18 protein-coding genes are annotated in these 21,647 nt (G+C 75.0%); 8 read left to right on the forward strand and 10 right to left on the reverse strand.

What is annotated here, in order from left to right:
* The first annotated feature begins 81 nt into the window (after positions 1-81).
* From ACIGO8_RS17425 to ACIGO8_RS17435, 3 genes are read left to right on the forward strand one after another with little or no spacing between them, the layout of a single operon-like run.
* Positions 82-1,095, forward strand: a complete 1,014-nt coding sequence (locus tag ACIGO8_RS17425; protein ID WP_399730709.1) for a FecCD family ABC transporter permease — start codon at positions 82-84, stop codon at positions 1,093-1,095.
* On the forward strand, positions 1,092-2,210 hold the full coding sequence (locus tag ACIGO8_RS17430) for a FecCD family ABC transporter permease (RefSeq protein ID WP_399730712.1): 1,119 nt from the start codon (positions 1,092-1,094) through the stop codon (positions 2,208-2,210). The genes ACIGO8_RS17425 and ACIGO8_RS17430 overlap by 4 nt, the downstream gene beginning before the upstream one ends.
* The gene (locus ACIGO8_RS17435) at positions 2,207-3,013 is read left to right on the forward strand and encodes an ABC transporter ATP-binding protein (protein ID WP_399730714.1); all 807 of its coding nucleotides are present in this window, start codon (positions 2,207-2,209) and stop codon (positions 3,011-3,013) included. The genes ACIGO8_RS17430 and ACIGO8_RS17435 overlap by 4 nt, the downstream gene beginning before the upstream one ends.
* Positions 3,014-3,138: 125 nt before the next feature.
* On the opposite strand, the gene ACIGO8_RS17440 is transcribed toward ACIGO8_RS17435, so the two are convergent.
* Positions 3,139-4,131 carry a zinc-binding alcohol dehydrogenase family protein gene (locus tag ACIGO8_RS17440; RefSeq protein ID WP_399730717.1) on the reverse strand — a complete coding sequence of 331 codons (993 nt, stop codon included), beginning with the start codon at positions 4,129-4,131 and terminating at the stop codon, positions 3,139-3,141.
* 115 nt (positions 4,132-4,246) lie between these two features.
* On the opposite strand from ACIGO8_RS17440, the gene ACIGO8_RS17445 reads away from it, so the two are divergent.
* Positions 4,247-4,585, forward strand: a complete 339-nt coding sequence (locus ACIGO8_RS17445) for an ArsR/SmtB family transcription factor (RefSeq protein ID WP_399730719.1) — start codon at positions 4,247-4,249, stop codon at positions 4,583-4,585.
* Positions 4,586-4,604: 19 nt separating this feature from the next.
* On the opposite strand, the gene ACIGO8_RS17450 is transcribed toward ACIGO8_RS17445, so the two are convergent.
* Positions 4,605-5,507: a hypothetical protein gene (locus ACIGO8_RS17450; protein WP_399730722.1), complete on the reverse strand. Its 903-nt coding sequence runs from the start codon at positions 5,505-5,507 to the stop codon at positions 4,605-4,607.
* A 41-nt stretch (positions 5,508-5,548) separates the two neighbouring features.
* Between ACIGO8_RS17450 and ACIGO8_RS17455 the strand changes: the two genes are divergently transcribed.
* Positions 5,549-8,377 (forward strand): helicase-associated domain-containing protein, encoded by a 2,829-nt coding sequence (locus tag ACIGO8_RS17455; RefSeq protein ID WP_399730725.1) that lies wholly within the window; start codon positions 5,549-5,551, stop codon positions 8,375-8,377.
* Positions 8,378-8,422: 45 nt separating this feature from the next.
* Here ACIGO8_RS17455 and ACIGO8_RS17460 read toward each other — a convergent pair whose 3' ends face one another.
* The 6 genes from ACIGO8_RS17460 to ACIGO8_RS17485 all read right to left on the reverse strand — a co-directional run bounded on the left by ACIGO8_RS17460 (position 8,423) and on the right by ACIGO8_RS17485 (position 15,099).
* Positions 8,423-9,001: a Uma2 family endonuclease gene (locus ACIGO8_RS17460; protein ID WP_399730727.1), complete on the reverse strand. Its 579-nt coding sequence runs from the start codon at positions 8,999-9,001 to the stop codon at positions 8,423-8,425.
* A 67-nt stretch (positions 9,002-9,068) separates the two neighbouring features.
* A complete protein-coding gene (locus ACIGO8_RS17465) occupies positions 9,069-10,703 on the reverse strand; it encodes an HAD-IA family hydrolase (RefSeq protein WP_399730730.1) in 1,635 nt (544 codons plus the stop codon).
* Between the two features lie 13 nt (positions 10,704-10,716).
* On the reverse strand, positions 10,717-11,850 hold the full coding sequence (locus ACIGO8_RS17470) for an ABC transporter ATP-binding protein (protein ID WP_399730733.1): 1,134 nt from the start codon (positions 11,848-11,850) through the stop codon (positions 10,717-10,719).
* Positions 11,847-12,746, reverse strand: a complete 900-nt coding sequence (locus ACIGO8_RS17475) for an ABC transporter permease (protein WP_399731300.1) — start codon at positions 12,744-12,746, stop codon at positions 11,847-11,849. Before ACIGO8_RS17475 ends, ACIGO8_RS17470 begins: the two co-directional genes overlap by 4 nt.
* 143 nt (positions 12,747-12,889) lie before the next feature.
* A complete protein-coding gene (locus ACIGO8_RS17480; protein WP_399730736.1) occupies positions 12,890-13,927 on the reverse strand; it encodes an ABC transporter permease in 1,038 nt (345 codons plus the stop codon).
* Complete coding sequence (locus ACIGO8_RS17485) at positions 13,924-15,099, reverse strand: ABC transporter substrate-binding protein (RefSeq protein WP_399730739.1); 1,176 nt, start codon at positions 15,097-15,099, stop codon at positions 13,924-13,926. Before ACIGO8_RS17485 ends, ACIGO8_RS17480 begins: the two co-directional genes overlap by 4 nt.
* A 190-nt stretch (positions 15,100-15,289) precedes the next feature.
* On the opposite strand from ACIGO8_RS17485, the gene ACIGO8_RS17490 reads away from it, so the two are divergent.
* A complete protein-coding gene (locus tag ACIGO8_RS17490) occupies positions 15,290-16,030 on the forward strand; it encodes a GntR family transcriptional regulator (protein WP_399730742.1) in 741 nt (246 codons plus the stop codon).
* A 114-nt stretch (positions 16,031-16,144) separates the two neighbouring features.
* Positions 16,145-17,785 carry a DNA repair helicase XPB gene (locus ACIGO8_RS17495; RefSeq protein WP_399730744.1) on the forward strand — a complete coding sequence of 547 codons (1,641 nt, stop codon included), beginning with the start codon at positions 16,145-16,147 and terminating at the stop codon, positions 17,783-17,785.
* 56 nt (positions 17,786-17,841) lie between these two features.
* Here ACIGO8_RS17495 and ACIGO8_RS17500 read toward each other — a convergent pair whose 3' ends face one another.
* Complete coding sequence (locus tag ACIGO8_RS17500; protein ID WP_399730748.1) at positions 17,842-18,033, reverse strand: hypothetical protein; 192 nt, start codon at positions 18,031-18,033, stop codon at positions 17,842-17,844.
* Positions 18,034-18,364: 331 nt separating this feature from the next.
* Between ACIGO8_RS17500 and ACIGO8_RS17505 the strand changes: the two genes are divergently transcribed.
* Positions 18,365-20,422: a HelD family protein gene (locus tag ACIGO8_RS17505; RefSeq protein ID WP_399730750.1), complete on the forward strand. Its 2,058-nt coding sequence runs from the start codon at positions 18,365-18,367 to the stop codon at positions 20,420-20,422.
* A gap of 10 nt (positions 20,423-20,432) precedes the next feature.
* Here ACIGO8_RS17505 and ACIGO8_RS17510 read toward each other — a convergent pair whose 3' ends face one another.
* Positions 20,433-21,383: an aminoglycoside phosphotransferase family protein gene (locus ACIGO8_RS17510; RefSeq protein ID WP_399730752.1), complete on the reverse strand. Its 951-nt coding sequence runs from the start codon at positions 21,381-21,383 to the stop codon at positions 20,433-20,435.
* Positions 21,384-21,647 lie beyond the last annotated feature (264 nt).

Genomic DNA, 21,647 nt, shown 5'->3' on the forward strand with positions numbered 1-21,647 from the left:
GAGGGCCGTAGACCCCGCGACCGGGCGGTGGCCCGCGGACCGCGGACCGTGGCCCACGGCCCGTACCACCGATGGGTGTCCATGTCCGCCATACGTTCACGACGCGCCACGCGGCGCGTCGTCGCGACCACGGCGGCCGTCGTCGCCCTGCTCCTCGCGATCCTGCTCAGCCTCGCGGTCGGCGCCCGGGGCATCGCTCCCGCCACCGTGGCCGACGCGCTGCTGCACGGCGCCACGAGTCCCGACGCCGAGGTCGTGCGGCAGCTCCGGCTGCCCCGGACCCTGATCGGTCTCATGGTCGGCGCGGCGCTCGCCCTGGCCGGCACCGCCCTGCAGGGCATCACCCGCAACCCGATCGCCGATCCCGGCATCCTCGGCATCAGCCAGGGCGCGTCGACCGCCGTCGTCCTCGCCATCGCCTTCGCCGGCGTGCACGCGCTCAGCGGCTACGTCTGGTTCGCCTTCGCGGGCGCCGCGCTCGCCTCCGTCGCCGTCTACGCCGTCGCGTCCGGCGGGCGCGGCGGCGCCACGCCCGTGAAGCTCGCGCTCGGCGGCGCCGCGATCAACGCGCTGCTGCTGTCGGTGACGACCGGCGTCCTGACGACGAAGGCGTCGGCGCTCGACGAGTTCCGGTTCTGGCAGATCGGCTCGCTCGACGGGCGCGACACCCACGTCGTCGGCCAGATCTGGCCCTTCCTGCTGCTCGGCGCCCTGCTGGTGCTGTCCGTCGCCCGCGGGCTCGACGCGCTCGCGCTCGGCGAGGACGTCGCCAAGGGGCTCGGGCAGCGGGTGGCGACCGTGCGGATCGTGGGCGGCGCCGGCGCGACGGTGCTGACCGGCGCCGGTGTGGCGGCGGCCGGGCCGATCGCGTTCGTCGGCCTCGCGGTCCCGCACATCGCCCGCGCGGTCGTCGGCTCCGACCACCGGTGGGTGCTGCCGATGGCGGCGCTGATCGGGCCGGTGATGCTGCTGGTGTCGGACGTCGTCGGCCGGGTCCTGTTCCCGCCGGGCGAGGTGCCGGCGGGCGTGATGACGGCGCTGATCGGCGTGCCGTTCCTGGTGGCGCTGGTGCGGCGCAAGGCGGTGCCGGCATGAGCGCGAGCAACCTGCCCGTCGGCCCCACCCGTCCCACCAGTCCCACCCAGCCCACCCGCTCGGCCCGTCCCGTGCGGCCCGCCGGTTACGCGCTGGTGCGCGCCGGGCGCGTCTCCTTCCTGGTGCACCGGCGCACCGCCCTCGTCGTGGCGGGCCTCGTCCTGCTGCTTGCCGCGGCCGGCGTCGCGTACCTCTGCGTCGGCGAACGCTTCACCGCGCCCTCCGAGGTCCTGAAGGTCCTGCTCACCGACGAGCGCCTGCCCGCGCGCTACGCCGTCGAGGAGCTGCGGTGGCCGCGCCTGGTGACCGGGCTCGCGGCCGGCGCCGCGTTCGGCGTGGCGGGCGCGCTGATCCAGACCGTCGCCCGCAACCCGCTCGCCAGCCCCGACGTCATCGGCATCAGCCAGGGCGCGGGCGCGGTGACGGTCGCCGCGATGACCTTCGGGCTCGCCTCGTACACCGTCCTCCCCTACGTGTCGATCGCGGGCGGTCTGCTGGCCGCCGGGCTGGTGTACGCGTTCGCCTGGCGCGGCGGGCTGCACGCCACCCGCTTCGTGCTGATCGGCATCGGCTTCGCCGTCGCGCTGCGCTCGCTGACCCACCTGGTCATGACCAAGGGCGACTACCTCGTCGCCCAGCAGGCCCAGATCTGGATGACCGGCTCGCTCAACGGGCGCGGCTGGGAGGAGTCGCTGCCGCTGCGGGTGACGCTCCTCGCGCTGCTGCCGGCCGTGCTGTGGGCGGCCCGGGCGCAGCGGACGGTGTCGCTGGACGACGACACGGCGACCGCGCTCGGCGTACGGCTCGGACGGGTCCGGCTGGGGCTCGTGACGGTCGGCGTGGTGCTCGCCTCGGTCGCGACGGGCGTGGCCGGGCCGGTCGACTTCGTCGCGCTGCTCGCCCCGCAGATCGCCCGCCGCTGCACCCGCACCGCGCAGATCCCGCTGCTGTGCTCGGCGCTCGCGGGCGCGCTGATCGTGGTCCTCGCCGACCTGCTGGCCAGGCGGCTGTTCTCGCCCACCGAACTGCCGGTGGGCGTCCTGACGGCGGCGGTCGGCGCCCCGTACCTGATCTGGCTGATCATGCGCAGCCGCGGAGTGGGAGGTAGGTCGTGAACGGGCCGAGCAGGCTGGAGACCCGGGAGCTGACCCTCGCGTACGAGGAGCGGACCGTCGTCCACGAACTGGACCTGGCGATTCCGGACGGCAAGGTGACCGTGATCGTCGGCCCCAACGCGTGCGGCAAGTCGACCACGCTGCGGGCGCTGGGCCGGCTCCTCAGGCCACGGGGCGGCGCGGTCCTGCTCGACGGCGAGGAGCTGGCGCGGATCCCGACCCGGCGGATCGCCCGGTCGATCGGGCTGCTGCCGCAGACACCGGTGGCGCCGGAGGCCATCACGGTGGCCGACCTGGTGGCGCGGGGACGGCAGCCGCACCAGGCGTGGTGGAAGCAGTGGTCGGAGGAGGACGAGCGGGCCGTCGTCGACGCGATGGAACGCACGGACGTGACCGCGCTGGCCCACCGGTCGGTGGACGAGCTGTCCGGCGGGCAGCGCCAGCGGGTGTGGATCGCGATGGCGCTCGCCCAGGAGACCGAGCTGCTGCTCCTCGACGAGCCCACCACCTATCTGGACATCGCCCACCAGGTCGAGGTCCTGGACCTGGTCCGCCGGCTCAACCACGTGCGCGGCCGCACCGTGGTCGTCGTCCTCCACGACCTCAACCAGGCCACCCGTTACGCCGACCACCTCGTCGCCATGAAGGCCGGCCGGGTGGTGGCGGAGGGCCCGCCGGCCGAGGTCGTCACGGCCGATCTCGTACGGGAGGTCTTCGGCCTGGAGTCGGTCGTGGTCCCGGATCCGGTGACGGGCTCGCCGCTGGTGGTCCCGGGCGCGCCGTGGGCGGCGGACCGGGTCTGAGCGGGGCGGGCCTGAGCGGGCGCGGCGAGGGGCCGGGCCGGGCGAGGGGCCGGGCCGGCGGCGACGGCGGTGGCAGCGGCGGGCCGGCGGCGGTGGCAGCGGCGGGCCGGGTCTGAGCGGCGGGCTCAGGCGACCTTGAGGAGGAGCTTGCCGGTGCTGGTGCGGGAGCCCATCAGGCGGTGGGCCTCGGCCGCGTCGGCGAGGGCGAACTCGGCGGTGACGGGCAGCGTGACCGTGCCGTCCGCGACCTTGGCGAAGGCCTGCTCGGCGAGCGCGCGCAGGGCGTCGGGGCCGGTCTTCGCGAGCATGAGGACGGAGAAGCCGGAGACGGAGACGCCGGTCGGGTAGAGCTCCGGCTGGCCGACGTGCCAGGGCTCGGCGGAGCTGGCGTTGCCGAAGGAGACGAGGCGGCCGAAGACGGCGAGGGAGGCGAGCGAGGCCTTCAGGGTCTCGCCGCCGACCGGGTCGAGGACCAGGTCGACGCCGCGCCCGCCGGTCGCGGCGCGGACCGCCTTCTCCAGGGCCCGCGGGTCCCGCTCGAAGTCGCCGGTGAACAGCTCGTCGTAGCCGTGCCGGCGGGCGTGCTCGGCCTTGGCGGGCGAGGAGACCGTGCCGTACACCGCGCCCGCGCCGGCCGCCTTCGCGAGCCGGCCGACGACGGTGCCGACGCCGCCCGCGGCGCCGTGCACGAGGACGGTCTCGCCCGGCTGGAGCCGGCCGACCGCGTGGACGAGGGCCTGGGCGGTCGGCAGCACGGTGGGCAGGGTCGCGGCAGTGCGCAGGTCGATGCCGGCCGGGAGCGGGAAGACGGTCACCGCGTCGGCGACGGCCACCTCGGCGTAGCCGCCGCCACCGGTGAGGGCGGCCACCTCCTGGCCGACGACGAGGCCGGTGACGCCGGCGCCGACGGCCCGGATCCGGCCGGAGACCTCGAGGCCGGGCCGGAAGGGCAGGGCGGTGACGCGGTAGCCCTCGGTGCGGGCCTTCAGGTCGGCGAAGTTCACGCCCGCGTAGGCCACGTCGATGCTCACCTGGCCCGGGCCGGGTTCCGGGACCTCGGCCTCGACGGTCTTCAGGACCTCGGGACAGCCGTACTCCGCCAGTTCGATCGCGCGCATGCCGTACCTCTCGCTCGACTGTTCAATGAAAAGCGAACACTGGGCCTGACTGTATGATCTGGATCGAACACTCGGCAACCCCCGCACCACCAGGCGCTCCGGCCCGGGAGGACACGTGACCACCGCCAGCCATCGGGCCGCGCCCGAACACACCCACCCCGACGACGTTCCGGTCCTCACCGCCCTCGCCGCCCTCGCCGATCCCGTACGGCTCACGCTCGTCCGCGAACTCGCCGCGAGCGAGACCTGGTCGCGCGCCTGCGGCAGCTTCGACGTCCCCGTCGGCAAGGCGGCCCTCAGCCACCACTTCGCCGTCCTGCGCGCGGCCGGCCTCGTCGAACAGCGCGACCAGGGACCCAAACGGGTCAACCGCCTCCGCCGTACCGAATTCGACGCCCGCTTCCCCGGCCTGCTCGACCTGGTCCTGCGCGACGAGTCCCCGCAGACGACCTAGATCGTCTGCACGCCGGGCCCTAGACGCGGCGGGACCGCCACAGCAGGAACAGCGCCGAGGCGACCGCCGCGGCGCGCAGGGTCCAGGGCCAGGTGTCGGCGAGGGCCGCGCCCATGCCGGCGTCGCCCGTCGCGACCGGCGCGCCCCAGCGGCCTTCGACCCGGCCCCAGAGCCAGACGACACCGGCGGTGAAGGCGAGTCCGGGAATCGCGACCGCGGCCGCACGGCGTTCCCGGGAGAAATACGCGAGGAGCCAGCCCGCGGCGAGCGGCAGCACCGAGCCGAGTGCGGCGCCGACGAGGAGGAGCAGGGCGGAGACGAGGAGCAGCGGGCTGCCGAGGCGCAGCCGGCGCGGCGCCCGGCCGGCCTGTCCCCGCGCTCCTTCCGGCTCCGTTCCCGGACCTGGGGCCCTCGACTCCTCTTCCTCGCCCTCGCGCTCGCCCTTGCCCTCGTCCTCGTCCTCGTCCTCGTCGGCCGGTGGAGGCTTCAGCAGCTCCGGGATCTCCACGCCGCCGACGAAGCCCGGCACCCGGACCTCTCCGGCCTCCGCGGCGCCGGCGTCGTCCTGCCACCAGTCCGCGGTGCGCGGCTCGGGAACGGCCGGGCCCTTGGGCGGGGCCGGATCCGAGGACGGCGCCGGGGACGACTTCGGATACGGGTCCGACGACACGTCCGGGGACAGGCCCCGGCCCCGGGACGACGGGTGCTCCGGGGCCACGCGGGCGACGACGTCGTCCGGCGAACCCAGGTCGCCGAGGATGCCCGGCACCGCCTCGCCCTTCACCGCGCGCCGCCGTTCGATCTCGTCGCGCAGGCCCGAGACGAGCTCGCGGCGCTCGGCCGCCGGCACCTGCCGCTGCTGCGCCAGATCGCCGACCCGGCTCAGATAGTCGAAGACCAACCGGTCGTTCTCAGTCCCCACGGCACGACGTTAGCGCCTGCGCAGGGGCTAACGTGGTGCGGATGGGGATCGGTGAGCTCGACCGGGAGGCGCACGTGCCCGAAGGAAACGGCGTCGGCACGGCGCCGCGCACTCTCGCGGAGGCGCTCCGCGCCGGCGGCGACGAGGGGCTCGCCGCGCTGCTGCGCGCCCGTCCCGACCTGCTCTCGCCCGTCCCCGGCGACCTCACGCAGCTGGCCACCCGGGCCGGCACGCGCGGTTCGGTGGTCCGGGCACTCGAACGACTCGACCGCTTCACCCTCCAGACGGCCGAAGCGCTGGCCGTGGCCCCGGACCCCGCCCCGTATCCCGTCCTCCTCGGCCTGCTGACCGGCGAGAACGCGGATCCCGAGATCGAGGCCGCGCTGCCGCGCGCGGTCGCGGTGCTGCGCGCCCAGGCGCTGGTGTGGGGCGACGACGAGCGGCTGCGGCTCGTACGGACCGCGCGGGAACTGCTCGCGCCGTCGGCGCAGCACCCTTCGCCCACCGGGCTCGGTCCGACGGTCGCCGAGGCGACGGCCGGCATGTCGCCCGGCCGGCTCCAGGAGATCATCGCGGCGGCCGGGCTGCCCGCGACGCACGACCCGGTGTCGGCGGTGGCGGCCCTGACGGAGCTGTTCACGGACCGCGGGAGGATGGCGGCGCTGCTCGACACGGCGCCGCCCGAGGCGCTCGCGGTCCTGGACCGGCTGGTGTGGGGGCCGCCGTACGGGGAGGTGACGGCCGACCCGGCGCCGCCGGTGCGCTGGCTGCGCGACCGCGGGCTGCTGCTGCCGGTGTCGGCGCGGACGCTGGTGCTGCCCCGCGAGGCGGCCCTGCACCTGCGCGGCGGGCGGGCGCACCGGGCGCCGGAGCCGGTGGCGCCGGTGGTGTCGGCGGCCCGCGACTACCGTCCACAGGTGGTGGACAACGCGGCGGCCGGGCAGGCGTACACGGCGCTCGCGACGGTCGAGGAGCTGCTGAAGTCCTGGGACCAGGGCGGGCCGCAGGTGCTGCGGGCGGGCGGTCTGTCGGTACGCGACCTCAAGCGGACGGCCGTGGCGCTGGACGTGCCGGAGCCGACGGCCGCGTTCTGGCTTGAACTGGCGTACGGGGCGGGGCTGCTCGCCTCCGACGGCGAGGCGGACGAGCGGTACGCGCCGACGCCCGCCTACGACGACTGGCTCGACCTGCCGCCCGCGGAACGCTGGACCCGCCTCGCCACCGCCTGGCTGTCCGCGACCCGCACGCCCGGCCTGGTCGGCACCCAGGACACCAAGGGCCGCACCCTGGCCGCCCTCGGCCCCGGCCTCGACCGCGCGACGGCTCCCGAGGTCCGCCACCGCGTCCTCACCCTGCTCGCCACCCTCCCGCCGGGCGCCGCCGCCGACCGCGACGCGCTCCTGGCCCGCCTTCGCTGGGACCGCCCGCCCCGCGGCAGCGCGGCACCGGGCGAACGCGTCGTCCCGACGACGGCGGGAGGCCAGCCTGCCCAGGCCGCCCAGGCCGCCAAGGCCGCCCAGTCCGCCGGTGCTGATCCGGCAGGCGCGGGCGGCGCGGGGTCCACGGGCTCGGCGCGGGCCGCCGCGGGCGGTGCCGGGTCCGGCGGCGCGGGGTCCGCAGGCGCCGGGTCCGCGGGCGCCTGGTCCACGGGCTCGGCGCGGGGCGGCGTGGCCGCCGCGGGCGCCGGTGCCGGTGCGGGTGCCGGTGGGGCCGGCGGCGTGCACGCGCGGGTCGCCGCGGCCGCGGGGCCGCACACGGCCGCCGAACTGCGGGAGGCCCTCGCGCAGTGGACCCTCGACGAGGCCGAACTGCTCGGCGTCACCGGACGCGGAGCGCTCGCCTCGCCCGCACGGGCGCTGCTCAACCTGCCGCTCGCCGAGGCCGCCGCGGAAGGCTCCGCCGAGGAGCACCCGTGCGAACCCGCCGTCGCCGCCTCCCGGGCCGCGACGCTGCTCGCGCCGCTGCTGCCCGAGGCCGTCGACCACGTCCTGCTCCAGGCCGACCTGACCGCCGTCGCGCCCGGCCCGCTGCGGCGCCCGCTCGCCGACACGCTGTCCGTCCTCGCCGACGTGGAGTCGAAGGGCGGCGCGACCGTCTACCGCTTCACGCCCGCGTCCGTGCGCCGCGCCCTCGACGCCGGGCGCAGCGCGTCCGACCTGCACGACTTCCTGACCGCGCACTCCCGTACGCCCGTCCCGCAGCCGCTCGCCTATCTCATCGACGACGTGGCACGCAGGCACGGCCACCTGCGGGTCGGCGCCGCCTCCTCCTACGTCCGCTGCGACGACGACACCGTGCTCGGCGAGATCCTCGCCGACCGGCGCGCCGCCGCCCTGCGGCTGCGCCGCCTCGCGCCGACCGTGCTCGCCGCGCAGGCGGACCCGGCGTCCCTGCTCGAAGGACTGCGGGCGATGGGATACGCGCCGGCCGCCGAGTCCGCCGAGGGCGACGTCCTGATCACCCGCGCCGACGCCTACCGCACACCGCCCCGCACCGCCCCGGAACCCGTCCCGGAAGGCCCGCCCGCGCCCGACGCGACGCTGCTCGCGGCCGCGGTCAAGGCGATCCGGGCCGGCGACCGGGCGGCCACGGTGGTGCGCAAGGAACCCGCCGCGCCGCTGGCGGCCGGCGAACTCCCCCGCACCTCCGCCGCCGAGACGCTGGCCACCGTCCAGGCCGCCGCGCTCACCGGCTCGGCCGTCTGGATCGGCTACGTCAACGCCGACGGCGCGGCCAGCCAGCGGGTCATCGCCCCGGTCCGCGTCGAGGGCGGCTTCGTGACCGGCTACGACCACACGGCCGACGAGGTCCGCACGTACCCGCTGCACCGCATCACGGGCGTGGCGGAACTGGCGGACGAGGACGCCTAGGGCTGTCCCTGGGAATGTCCCCAGGCCCGGCCCGTGGGCTGTTCCCTAAGCCCGCGGGTTGACCAGCTTGCCCGGGTCGAGCTTCAGCGGGAACGGCGCCTCGACCGACGTCTCGTGGCCCGCCTCGGCCACGAGACGCTCGACGTAGCGACCGTCGCGCAGCTCCGAGACGACCAGCGCGGGAACGGGCTCCAGCTCCAGACGCCACAGGTGCTCGATGCCCGCCTCCGCGTAGTACGGCGGCTTCAGCAGCCGGTCGGTGCGGCGGCCGGACGACGAGGGCGAGACGATCTCGACGACGAGGAGAACGGCTTCGGCGTCATACGTGATCGGGTCCTCTGCGGCCGCGGCAGCCTCGACGACGACGATGTCGGGGATGAAGAGCCCGTCGGGCAGGATGAGGTTCACCGCCTCGAGCACCTCGGCCGGCGCTCCCGCTTCCTGGATGGTGCGGTCCAGCAGAGACGCCAGCCGAAGCGACGCCCGCTGGTGCTTGGTGCCCGGAGCCGGTGACATCATGAGCGCTTCCCCCATCAATTCCCTGCGCTGACCTCGGTCCTCCTCCAGAGCCAGTACCTGCTCTATCGTCCAGGGCCCGTAGTGCGGATCGTGCGCGACGCTCATCTCGCCACCTCCCTCTCGGCAGTCCGTTCCGTCCAGCATGGCAGACCCCACCGACATCGGACGGGCCTCAGAGCGCGAAGGTGGTGACCACCGCCGCGTGGTCCGAGGGCCAGTCGTTGGCGGCGACGTCCGGCCAGGGCGTCGGCGTGCCGACGACGAACGTGCGGGAGTCGAGGACGCGCAGGCCGCGGCCGTTGTGGAGGACGTAGTCGATGCGGTCCTGGGGCTCGGGGCGGCCGGAGTCGTCGTCCGGGTGGACGAGGTGGACCGGCGACCAGGTGTGGCCCGGGTCGCGGGCGGGATCCGGGTGGGCCTCGCGGTAGGAGTCGCGCAGGCCCGCGGCCTCGGCGGCCCGGGTCACCGGCCAGGGAACGTCGGGCCGGTCGAGGTGGGACGGCGCGTTGAAGTCGCCCACGAGGACGACCGGCCGCTCCTCCCGGCCGCCCGGCGCCTGCGCCTCCTTGGCGACGCGTCCGAGCGTGTCCCGCATCTGGGTGAGCCGGACTTCCTCGTGGGCGACCAGCTCGGCGGCCGGGAGTCCGTCGAAGGCCGCCTCGTAGGGGCCGTACGGGGTGTAGTGGAGGTGCACCGTCCACACGTCGACCTCGACCTCGCCGCCGCCGGCGCCGGAGCCCCCGCCCTCGCCGCCGCCGTCGCCGTCGAGTCGTACGCGGACGCCCGCCGCGCCGTAGAAGCCGACCTCCGGGTCGCCGAGGCGGGCCACGATCGGGTGGCGGCTGAGGATGCCGAGGTTCTCGCCGGCGTGGTGGTGGTGCCAGCCGAGCGCCTCGGCCAGTTCCCGGGTCGCCGTGCCGCCGGTCTCCTGGAGGCCCACGACGTCGGCGCCGGCGGCGCGGATCGCCGCCAGCTGCTTGGTCCGGTGGTCGTCGACCATGCCGCCGCCGAGCCACAGGTTCCAGCTCATCACCCGCAGCCGGCGCGCCGCCATCGCCCGCAGCCGGTCCGGGGTGACCTCGGTCAGGCCGGCGAGGACGGTGCGGCCGGGCGCCGGGTCGATCGGGGCGAGGGACGGAACGGCCAGCACCACGCAGCCCGCCGCCTCCGCCGAGGCGACACCGGTGGGCGTGTCCTCGACGGCCACGCACCGCGCGGGCTCGACGCCGAGCGCCCGGCAGGCGGCCAGGTACGGGTCGGGCTCGGGCTTGGTGCGCCCGGTGTCGTCCGCCGTGACCGACACGGTGAACTCCGGTGCGCCGAGCGCCCGGAGCGCGTCGAGCACGAGGTCGGCGACCGCACGCGGCGAGGCGGTGACGAGGGCGGTGGGCACGCGGTCACGCGCCAGTGCGTCGAGCAGACCGAGCGCCCCGGGCCGCGGTACGACACCGGCCCGGACGCGGTCCGTGAACTCCCGGTCCAGCGCGTCCGCGTACGCGTCGGCGGAGGCGGCAGGAGCGGCGGAGGCGGCACGGGCGTCGGCGGTGGCGCCGGAAGCGGCAGGGGCGCCGGCGGCGGAAGGGCCGGCCGCGGCGCCGCCCGCGGCCAGCCACGCCGCCGTGTGCTCGACCGGGCGGCCGAGGACGTCCGGCCGGTCGGCCTCGGTCAGCGGACGGCCCGCGACCTGCTCCACCGCCTCCCACCACAGGTGTTCGGTGTCGACGAGGGTGCCGTCCATGTCGAACAGGACGGCGTCGAGGCCCGGCACGGCGTCACGGCTGCCGCGGCGGGGGCGTTCGGTGCTCACGTTGCTCCTTGGTTCAGCGGGCGGCGACGAGGACCGGGCGCTCGCGCACGGTCACCGTCACAGCATCCCCGGCCGCCAGTGCGGCGGCCTCGTGCGTCGGCAGGTCCGCCTTGACCTCGGTGGCGTCGGCGAGGCGTACGGTCAGCCGGGTGGTCGCGCCGAGGAACGCCGTCGCGACGATCCGCGCCGAGCACGCGCCCTCGGACGAGACCTGGACGTCCTCGGGCCGTACGAGCACGTCGACGTCCTTCGTCGCGGAAGCCACGGAAGCCGCGCTCGTCGCGCTCGTGGCGGGCGGCTCGCCGTCCACGGGCAGGCGGCGGCCGAGGACCTCGACCGTGTCGCCGTCGAGGAGGCGGCCCGGGATCCGGCTCATCGTGCCGACGAACTCGGCCACGAAGGCGGTCGCGGGCCGCCCGTACAGCTCGGCCGGCGGCGCGCACTGCTCCAGGCGGCCGGCGCGCATGACGGCGACCCGGTCGGCCATGGACAGCGCCTCCTCCTGGTCGTGCGTCACGAAGAGCGTGGTGATGCCGAGTTCGCGCTGGATACGGCGGATCTCCTCGCGCAGCGTGAGCCGCACCTTGGCGTCGAGCGCCGACAGCGGCTCGTCGAGCAGCAGCACGCGCGGGCGCAGGGCCAGCGCGCGGGCGAGCGCGACGCGCTGCTGCTGGCCGCCGGAGAGCTGGTGCGGGAAGCGGCGGGCCTTGTCGCCGAGTCCGACGAGTTCGAGCAGCTCGGCCGCCCGCGCCGTACGTTCGGCCTTGCCGGTCTTGCGCATGCGCAGTCCGAAGGCCACGTTGTCGAGGGCGTCGAGGTGCGGGAAGAGGCTGTACGACTGGAAGACCATGCCCGCGTCGCGCCGGTGCGCGGGCACGCGCGTGACGTCCTGGCCGTCGACGAGCACGGCGCCGGAGTCGGGGTGCTCGAAGCCGGCGAGCATGCGCAGGGCGGTGGTCTTGCCGCAGCCGGACGGGCCGAGCAGCGCGAGCAGTTCGCCGGGTTCGACGGTCAGGTCGAGCCCGTCGAGGGCGGTGGTGGGACCGAACTGCCGTCGCAGGCCGCGGAATTCGACGGTCGCGGCGCCGGTGGCGGTGACGGCTCCCGCGGAGATGCGGGAGGAGGCGTCGGGCGTGGTGACGGTCATGGCTGTCCCTTGGCGGTACGGGCGGTACGGGCGGTAGAGGCGGTACGGCGGGCGGCGGGGGCGCGGCCGCCGGCCCCGGCGAGGGCCAGGAGCAGCACCCAGGTGACGAGGAGGCTGAGCACGGAGACCGCCACGGACAGCTGCGCCTGCGAGCCGCTGACGTTGACGATCCACACGGCGAACGGCCGGAAGCCGAGCAGCTGGGCGACCGTGAACTCGCCGAGGACCAGGGCCAGCGTGAGGAAGGCCGCGTTCATCAGGGCGCCGCGCAGGTTCGGCAGGACGGCCGTGACGAGCGCCCGCACCGGCCCGGCGCCGCAGCTGCGGGCGGCCTCGACGAGCGTGCGGACGTCGACGGCGCGCAGGCCGGCGTCGAGCGCCCGGTGGACGAAGGGCAGCGCCATCACCACGTACGCGAGGACGAGCACGACCGGGAAGTCCGGGTTCTGCAGCGCGACGAAGGTCTGGAAGAGCGGCGTACGGGCGAGGTGTTCCGGGCCCCACTTCAGGACGGTGCCGATGCCGGCGACGAACGCGATGGGCGGGACCACCAGCGGCAGCGAGCAGACCGTCTCGACGACGGGCCGCAGGCGCGGCGCGCCGAGCCGCAGCGCGACCATGGCGGGCACCATGAGCAGCAGCACGACGGCGATGGTGACGGCGGCGAGGGCGAGCGACAGCAGCAGGCTGGTGGTGAAGCCCTCGGTGGTGAGGATCCGCGTGTACGCGTCGAAGGTGAGGCCCTGGCCGGGCACGTCGACGGTGAAGACGACGGAGGCGGCGAGCGGCACCAGGAAGTAGAGCCCGGCGAGCCCGAGGACGAGCCGGCGCCAGAGCGTGGCCCGGCCGGCGGGCCCGACGCGGGCAGTGGGCCCGACGCGGCCGGCGGGCCCCACGCCGGTGGCGGGATCACCGCCGGTGGCGGAAGTGGCGCCAGCGGCGGAAGTGGTGCCGGCGGCGAGCGTCGTGCCGGTAGCGGGAGCGGCGCCGGCGGCGGAAGTGGCGCCGGTGGCGAGCGTCGTGCCGACGGCGGGGGTGTTCAGGCGAGCCATCGCGAACTCCGGCGTTGCAGGGGCAGATAGACGGCCATCACGAGCCCGGCGATGACGACCATGTCGACGCTGAGGGCGAGCGCCACGTTCTCCTGGCCGACGAGGACGTTGCCGGAGATGGCGTCGGAGATCTGCAGGGTGACGAGCGGGACGGCGCTGCCGACCATCGCGGCGGCGGTGGCGTACGCGGCGAAGGCGCTGCCGAAGAGCAGCACGAGCCCGCCGAGCAGGCTCGGCAGCAGCACGGGCAGGGCGACGTGCCGCCAGTACTGCAGGGTGGTGGCGCCGTTGTTGCGGGCGGCCTCGCGCCACTGGCCGCGCAGCCCGTCGAGGGCGGGCGTGATGGTCAGGACCATCAGCGGGACGAGGAAGTAGAGGTAGACGACGACCAGGCCCCAGAAGCTGTAGAGGTTCCAGCCGTGGTCGGCGAGGCCGAGGCGGCGGGTGAGGACGCCGGCGTTGCCGAGGGTGGCGACGAACGCGAAGGCGAGCGGGACGCCGCCGAAGTTGGCGAGCACGCCGGAGGCGGTGAGCACGGCCTCGCGCAGGGCGCGGGAACGGGAGGTGACGACGGCCTGGGCGAGCGGCAGCCCGAGGAGCGCGGCGAGGCCGGCGGCGGTCGCGGAGAGCTTGACGCTGCCGAGGAGGGCGGTGAGGTAGGCGCCCTGGAGGGAGGCGGTCAGGTTCTCCGTACCGTACGTGCCGGTGCCGGTGGCCGGGTCGTCGACGCTGAGGGCGCCGCCGAGCATGGCACCGGCGGGCACCCCGAAGGCGACGGCGACGAAGCCGAGCAGCGGCACGACGGCCACCCAGCCGGGCACCCGCCGCCACCGCGCGGGAGCGGCGGCGGCGGCGGCGCTCGAGGCGGCAGGGCTCGCGGCCCCGCCGGGCCGGGCCGCGGCCGAGGCCACCGCCCCGGCCGACGCCCCGGCTACCGCCCCGGCCGACGCCCCGGCCTCGACCTCGCCCGGCGTGGTCGTGGTCGTGGTCGTGGTCGTGGTCGTGGTCGTTTCGGGGCTCGTCATCCGGAGACGGCCTTGCCCCAGCCCTGCGCGAGGGTCGTCTTGGCCTTGGCCTGCTGGGCCTCGGTCGGGAAGGACGGGACGCCGGAGACGGCGGGCAGCTTGAGCGCGGCGTCCTTGTCGAGGGTGCCGGCCTTGTCCAGGGCGGGCATCAGGACGGGCCGGGCGAAGCCCTTGAGCCACAGGTTCTGGCCCTCGGCGCTGTACACGTACTCCTGCCAGAGGCGCGCGGCGGCCGGGTGCGGGGCGTCCTTGTTGACGGCCTGGGAGTAGTACTGCGCGTAGCGGCCGTCGGCCGGGACCGCGACCTTCCAGTCGAGGCCCTTGGACCGGAACTCCTCGGCGTAGCCGGCGTTGAGGTAGTCCCAGTCGATGCTGATGGGCGTCTCGCCCTTCTCGACGGTCGCGGGCGTGGACTCGACCGGCGTGTAGTTGCCGTTCTTCTTCAGCTCGGCGAAGAAGTCCAGGCCCGGCTGGATGTCGTCGAAGGAGCCGCCGTTCGCGAGCGCCGCCGCGTACACGCCGCCGAAGGCGGAGCCGGACTTGGTGGGGTTGCCGTTGAGCGCGACCTGGCCCTTGTACTCGGGCTTGAGGAGGTCCTTGAAGGTGGTCGGGCAGGTCTTGACGCGCTTGGCGTCGCAGCCGATGGAGACGTAACCGCCGTAGTCGTTGTACCAGCGGGCCTTCGGGTCCTTCTGGGCCTCGGGGATGTCGTTCCAGGCCGTGACCTCGTACGGGGCCAGGAGGCCCTGCTGGGCGGCGCTGAGGGCGAAGGAGCTGCCGAGGTCGAGGACGTCGGGGGCGCGGTCCTGGCCCTTGCGGGAGGTGACGGCGTTGATCTCGTCCTGGCTGGAGGCGTCCGGGTTCTCGACCTCGACCTTGATGCCGTACTTCTTCTGGAAGCCGTCGATGAGGGCGCCGTAGTTGGCCCAGTCGCGGGGCAGCGCGATGGCGTGGAGCGTGCCCTCCTTCTTGGCCGCGGCGACGAGGGCGTCCATGCCGCCGAGGTCGGCGGCGGAGGTCGCGGTGGCGGCGTTCTTGCCGTCGGGCGTGGTGGCGGCGTTCTCGGGGGCGGCGCCGCAGGCGGTCAGGGCGAGCGCGGCGACGAGGGCGAGAGAGCCGCCGAGGACGGCGTTTCTCGGGAGGGGCGCGGCGAGGGGCGCGGGGACGGACACGGCTGCTCCAGGGAAGTCGGGGGCGACTCGACTTGTCTGAACAAGTCGGCCCCAGTACGCCCGGCGACGATGACCTGAAGGTGAACGAGGAGGGAACGGATACCCGCTATTCCCTGCACATTGACGGCTGTTTTCGGCCACCTGCACCGTCGGCTACGCTGAATGGCCTGTGCACAGAAGGAGGGGGATCATGACCGCGCGCCACGAACAGATCGCCGACGAACTGCGCCAGGCGATCCGGCGCGGCGAGTACCCGGTCGGCGCCCGCCTGCCCGCCGAGACCGAGCTCGCCGCCCGCTACGGCGTCTCCCGCGGCACCGTCCGCCAGGCCGTCGCCGCCCTCACCGCCGAGGGCCTCATCGGCTCCCGTCAGGGCGCCCGCCGCGTCGTCCTGGCCGGCCGCCGCAGCCAGAGCTTCGCCGAGCTGCGCAGCTTCGCCCAGTGGGCCCAGGCGATGGGCCGCACCGCCACCGGCCACGTCATCACCCAGGAATACCGCCCCGCCACCGCCGAGGACGCCGCCCGCCTCCACCTGCCCCAGGGCACGCCCTGCCTCAACGTGCTGCGCCTGCGCGGCCTCGACGGTTCGCCCGTCCTGATCGAGCGCACGGTCTACGCCGACTGGATCTCTCCCGCAGTGGAGGCGATCGACGCCGACTGCGCCTCGGTCACCCAGCGTCTGTACGAGGACACGGGCCTGGTCTTCGCGCACGGCGAGCACGTCATCGACGCGGTCGCGGCCGGCGCCCGGGACGCCGCCCTCCTCGCGCTGCGCCGCACCAGCCCGCTCCTGCGCGTCCGCCGGGTGACCACGACCCACGACGGCCGCCCCGTCGAATGGTCCGACGACCGCTACCGCCCGGACGCGGTCAGCTTCACGGTCCACAACGCGATCGGCCACAACGCGCTCGTCCGTACGCCGGCCGACTGACCGGCCGAGCCGGCCCACCCACCTCCGCCCCGCCCGGATCCGGCCGCCGTCAGGCAGACTGGATGTTTGGCCGCGGGTCCGGGTCGGCCGCCCGCGCGGAAGGGATGCACCTACGTGAACGGTCCACTCATCGTCCAGAGCGACAAGACGCTCCTGCTGGAGGTCGACCACGAGCAGGCCGAGGCCTGCCGGCGGGCGATCGCGGCGTTCGCCGAGCTGGAGCGGGCGCCCGAGCACATCCACACCTACCGGGTCACGCCGCTCGGGCTGTGGAACGCGCGGGCGGCCGGGCACGACGCCGAGCAGGTCGTGGACGCGCTCGTGGAGTTCTCGCGGTACCCGGTGCCGCACGCGCTGCTCGTGGACGTCGCCGAGACGATGGCGCGCTACGGCCGGCTCACCCTGTCCAAGCACCCCACCCACGGTCTCGTGCTCACCACCACCGACCGGCCCGTCCTGGAGGAGATCCTCCGGTCGAAGAAGGTGCAGCCGCTGGTCGGAGAGCGGATCGACCCGGACACCGTGGCCGTCCATCCCTCCGAGCGCGGGCAGATCAAGCAGACGCTGCTCAAGCTGGGCTGGCCCGCCGAGGACCTGGCCGGCTACGTGGACGGCGAGGCACACCGGATCGACCTCGCCGAGGACGGCTGGGCCCTGCGTCCGTACCAGCAGCAGGCCGTCGAGGGCTTCTGGCACGGCGGCTCGGGCGTCGTGGTGCTGCCCTGCGGCGCGGGCAAGACGCTGGTCGGCGCCGGGGCGATGGCCAAGGCCAAGGCGACCACGCTGATCCTGGTCACGAACACGGTCTCGGCCCGGCAGTGGAAGCACGAGCTGGTGAAGCGCACCTCGCTGACCGAGGACGAGATCGGCGAGTACAGCGGCGCCCGCAAGGAGATCCGGCCGGTCACCATCGCCACGTACCAGGTGCTGACGACCCGGCGGAAGGGGATCTATCCCCACCTGGAGCTGTTCGACTCCCGCGACTGGGGCCTGATCGTCTACGACGAGGTGCACCTGCTGCCGGCGCCGGTGTTCAAGTTCACCGCCGACCTGCAGGCCCGTCGCCGCCTCGGGCTGACCGCGACGCTCGTACGCGAGGACGGCCGCGAGTCGGACGTGTTCTCGCTCATCGGGCCGAAGCGCTTCGACGCGCCGTGGAAGGAGATCGAGGCGCAGGGCTACATCGCGCCCGCCGACTGCGTGGAGGTGCGGGTCGACCTGACCGACTCGGAGCGGCTCGCGTACGCGACGGCCGAGGCGGAGGAGAAGTACCGCTTCTGCGCGACGACGGCGACGAAGCGGAAGGTGACCGAGGCGCTGGTGAAGAAGTTCGCCGGGCAGCAGATCCTCGTCATCGGCCAGTACATCGACCAGCTGGACGAGCTCGGCGAGCACCTGGACGCGCCGGTGATCAAGGGCGAGACGTCGAACGCGCAGCGCGAGAAGCTGTTCGACGCGTTCCGCAACGGCGAGATCAGCGTCCTCGTCGTCTCGAAGGTCGCGAACTTCTCGATCGACCTGCCCGAGGCGACGGTCGCGATCCAGGTGTCCGGCACCTTCGGCTCCCGGCAGGAGGAGGCGCAGCGGCTCGGCCGGGTGCTGCGGCCGAAGGCGGACGGGCACCAGGCGCACTTCTACTCGGTGGTCGCCCGCGACACCATCGACCAGGACTTCGCGGCGCACCGCCAGCGCTTCCTGGCCGAGCAGGGTTACGCGTACCGGATCGTCGACGCGAGCGAGCTGCTGGCGCCCTAGGCGCGGCAGGCCAGGCGTCCTACGCGCGGCCGGGCGCCCCCCGGCCTCGGGCGTCCTTACGCTGCGGTGTCGTGGAGGTGGCGGGGGCGGGGGTCGCGGACTCCCGCCTCCGCCGGGCCGTGGTCGCCGAGCAGGGTCACGCCGACGGCGGCCGAGCCGAAGGCGCGTATCGCGCGCAGGGCGAGGCCGAGGCGGCGGGAGCGCGGGAGGGTGGCGGCGGGCGCTGGGGTGAGGGTCGTCGCGGTCATGACTCCATCCTGCCGAATCGGACATACCGACCACATCGCTCTGGGGTCGGAATCCGGGTCCGCCCCGAGTCGGACCCTGTCCCCTACGGGTCGGGGCGCCGGGTAAATCCATTCGCCTCCCGACCCGGCCGCCGCTACACTCGCCAGCTTCCCCGCCTCCCGCTCGTGGAGCGCCGCCGTCCGGTCGGAAACCGGCGGCCACCTTGACGTGCCCGCGTACCCGACACGCGCCGGCGCGCCCGGCACGTACCGGCGCGCCCGGCACGTAAAGGCGTGCGCTTCAGGGCCCGCGTACCGACGTATCCGACGTACCCGACCCGGAGGCTTCACCGTGTCCGCAACGTCCCCCGTCTCCACGGACGACTCCCCGGACGACCCGCTCGCGCGCGAACGCGCCCACCTCGCCGCGTCCCGCGCCGCGCTGCGCGCGATGCGCGAGGACGTGGAGTCGCTCGACATCAAGGACGTCACCGCGAACTGGGTCAACGCCGTCGTCCTCACCCGCCAGATCGAGGACCGCGTCAAGGCGCTCGCGGACCTCGCCGACACCCCGCTGTTCTTCGGACGCCTCGACTACCTGCACACCACGCAGGAGGGCCAGCGCTTCTACATCGGCCGCCGGCACGTCCACGACGCCGACGGCGACCCGATGGTCATCGACTGGCGCGCCCCGGTCTCCCAGCCGTACTACCAGGCCTCCCGGCAGAACCCGCAGGACGTCGGGCTGCGCCGCCGCTTCGGCTACACGGGCGGCGACCTCACCGCGTACGAGGACGAGCACCTCTCCGACCCGTCCGAGCTGACCCGGACCAGCCGGCTGCTCCAGGCCGAGATCGAGCGGCCGCGCGTCGGCCCCATGCGCGACATCGTCGCGACCATCCAGCCCGAGCAGGACGAGATCGTCCGCTCCGGCCTGTCGGGCACGGTGTGCGTGCAGGGCGGCCCCGGCACCGGAAAGACGGCCGTGGGCCTGCACCGTGTCGCGTACCTCCTCTACGCGCACCGGGAGCGGCTCGCCCGTACCGGCACGCTGGTCATCGGGCCGAACCGTTCCTTCCTGCACTACATCGAGCAGGTGCTGCCCGCGCTCGGCGAGCTGGAGGTGCAGCAGGCGACCGTGGACGACCTGGTCGCGCACGTCGAGGTGCGCGGTACGGACGAGGCGGCGACCGCCGTCGTCAAGGGCGACGCCCGGATGGCGGAGGTGCTGCGGCGGGCGGTGTGGTCGCACGTGGCGATGCCCACCGAGCCGCTGATGGTGGTGCGCGGCTCGCGCCGCTGGCGGGTCCCGGCGTACGAGATCGAGGAGATCGTCCGGGAGCTGACCGACCGCGACATCCGTTACGGCGCGGCCCGCGAGGCCCTGCCGCAGCGCATCGCGCACGCGGTCCTGGTGCGGATGGAGCAGGCGGGCGAGGCGCCCGACGACCGGGTGCAGAACGCGGTCGCGCGCAACGCGGCGGTCAAGGCGGTCGTGAAGGAGTGCTGGCCCGCCGTCGATCCGGCCAAGCTGGTGCTCCGGCTGCTGAGCGAGCCCGAGTTCCTGGCCGAGCACGCGGCGGGCGTCCTCGACGAGGAGGAGCAGAAGCTGCTGCTGTGGGCGAAGCCGGCCCGCAGCGTGAAGACGGCGAAGTGGTCGGCGGCGGACGCCGTCCTCATCGACGAGGCCCGCGACCTGGTGGAGCGCACCCACTCGCTCGGCCATGTCGTCCTCGACGAGGCGCAGGACCTCTCGCCCATGCAGTACCGGGCGGTCGGCCGGCGCTGCTCGACGGGCTCGGCGACGGTCCTCGGCGACCTGGCGCAGGGCACCACGCCGTGGGCGACGCAGAGCTGGGCGCAGGCGCTCGGTCACCTGGGCAAGCCGGAGGCCGTGGTCGAGGAGCTGACGGCCGGCTTCCGCGTGCCGCGCGAGGTCATCGCGTACGCCTCGCGGCTGCTGCCGCACATGTCTCCGGGCCTGCGGGCGGTGGAGTCGGTGCGGGAGAACCCCGGCTCGCTGCTGATCCGGGCCTCGGCCTCGCCCTCCGCCCTGGACGAGGACGTGGTGGCGGCGTGCCGGGAGTCGCTGGCCCACGAGGGCTCGATCGGCCTGATCGCCGCCGACGCCCGGATCGCGCCGCTGGCGAAGGCGCTGGAGGCCGCCGGCCTGCCGTACCTCTCGCCGGGCGAGGAGACCACCGCCGAGTCCCGGCTGACCCTGGTCCCGGCCTCGCTCGCCAAGGGCCTGGAGTACGACTACGTGGTCCTGGACGAGCCGGCGGCCGTGGTCGACGGCGAACCGGACGAGCGGACGGGACTGCGCCGGCTGTACGTGGCGCTGACGCGTGCGGTCTCGGGCCTGACGGTCGTTCACGCGGCGCCCCTGCCGGAGCAGTTGGGCCCCTGACCGTGCCGTCTCAGTCACCGTGGCCGTACTCGGGCAGCGCCTGGGACCAGGACCGGTGGGCCACGTCCGCCAGGACCGGGTTCTTCCCGCGGTAGGAGTGCTCGGTCACGACGCCCCAGCACAGGGCCCAGCCGCGGCCGCGGGCCCAGGTGGCGTCGTCGACCCGGGCCGCCTCGCGGAAGAGGGGACGGGTCTCGGGCGTGAGGAGGGTCCAGGCGGGCATCATGTCGCAGGCGGGATCGCCCGCGCCGAGGGCGCCGAAGTCGATGACGGCGCTGAGGCGTCCGTCGCGGGTGAGCAGATTGCCGGGCAGCAGGTCGCCGTGGACCCAGACGGGCTCGCCGTCCCACCGCGGCAGCCGCAGCACCTCCTCCCAGGCGGCGGTCGCGGCCGCGCCGTCGAGCGTGCCGTCGGCCCCGAGGGCCCGCAGCGCTTCCGCCATGGCGCCGTCCTCCCAGGCGGTGACCGGCCCGCCCCGCGAGGACGCGGGCCCGCCGGTCGTGTCGACCGCGCGCAGAGCGGCACCGAAACGGCCCAACGCGACGGCGGTGTCGGCGAGATCGGCGACCGGCGCCGCGTAGGCGTCGGCGCCGTCCAGCCACGCGGCCACCGACCACGCCTGGTCGTAGCCCTCACCCGGCACGCCTTCCCCGACCGGCACCGGAACGTCCAGCGGCAGCCACGGCGCGAGCCGCGGCAGCCACCGCTGCTCCTTCTCGACCTGGCCCCGCGCCCACTCGGCCTTCGGCAGCCGCACGACCCACTCGTCTCCGAGCCGGAACATCGCGTTGTCCGTCCCCGCGGTCACCAACTGCCGCACGGGCAGCCCCGCCCACCGCGGAAACTGCGCGGCGACAAGCCGCCGCACCAGATCCTCGTCGGGCTGCACCGGGCCGCGCGCGGCCTGCGCGGTCGGCGACGACGACGGCGACGGCGACTGTGCCTCCGGCTGCGTCTGCATGCCGCGGAGGCTAACGGCGCCGCCGAGCCCCTCGCCACGCAATTCGGGTCACCTAGAGGGCGGGAGGCGGTTGGGGCGGGGCTAGCTTGGGTTCTGGGGGCGGGGGTTGTGGGTGTGCTTCTGGTGCGGCCGCCCTCTTCTCCGAGAGTCGTGCCTTCCGGCGCCGCGTCAAGGGCGCTCCCTTCGGTCGCGTCGCTGCGCGATGGCCTGCGGCCACCCTTGACCCGTCACCTCCAGACACGTGAAAACTCTCGGAGGGCGGCC

It is taken from the genome of Streptomyces sp. NPDC053493, from assembly GCF_044544825.1.
Classification (GTDB): Bacteria; Actinomycetota; Actinomycetes; order Streptomycetales; family Streptomycetaceae; genus Streptomyces.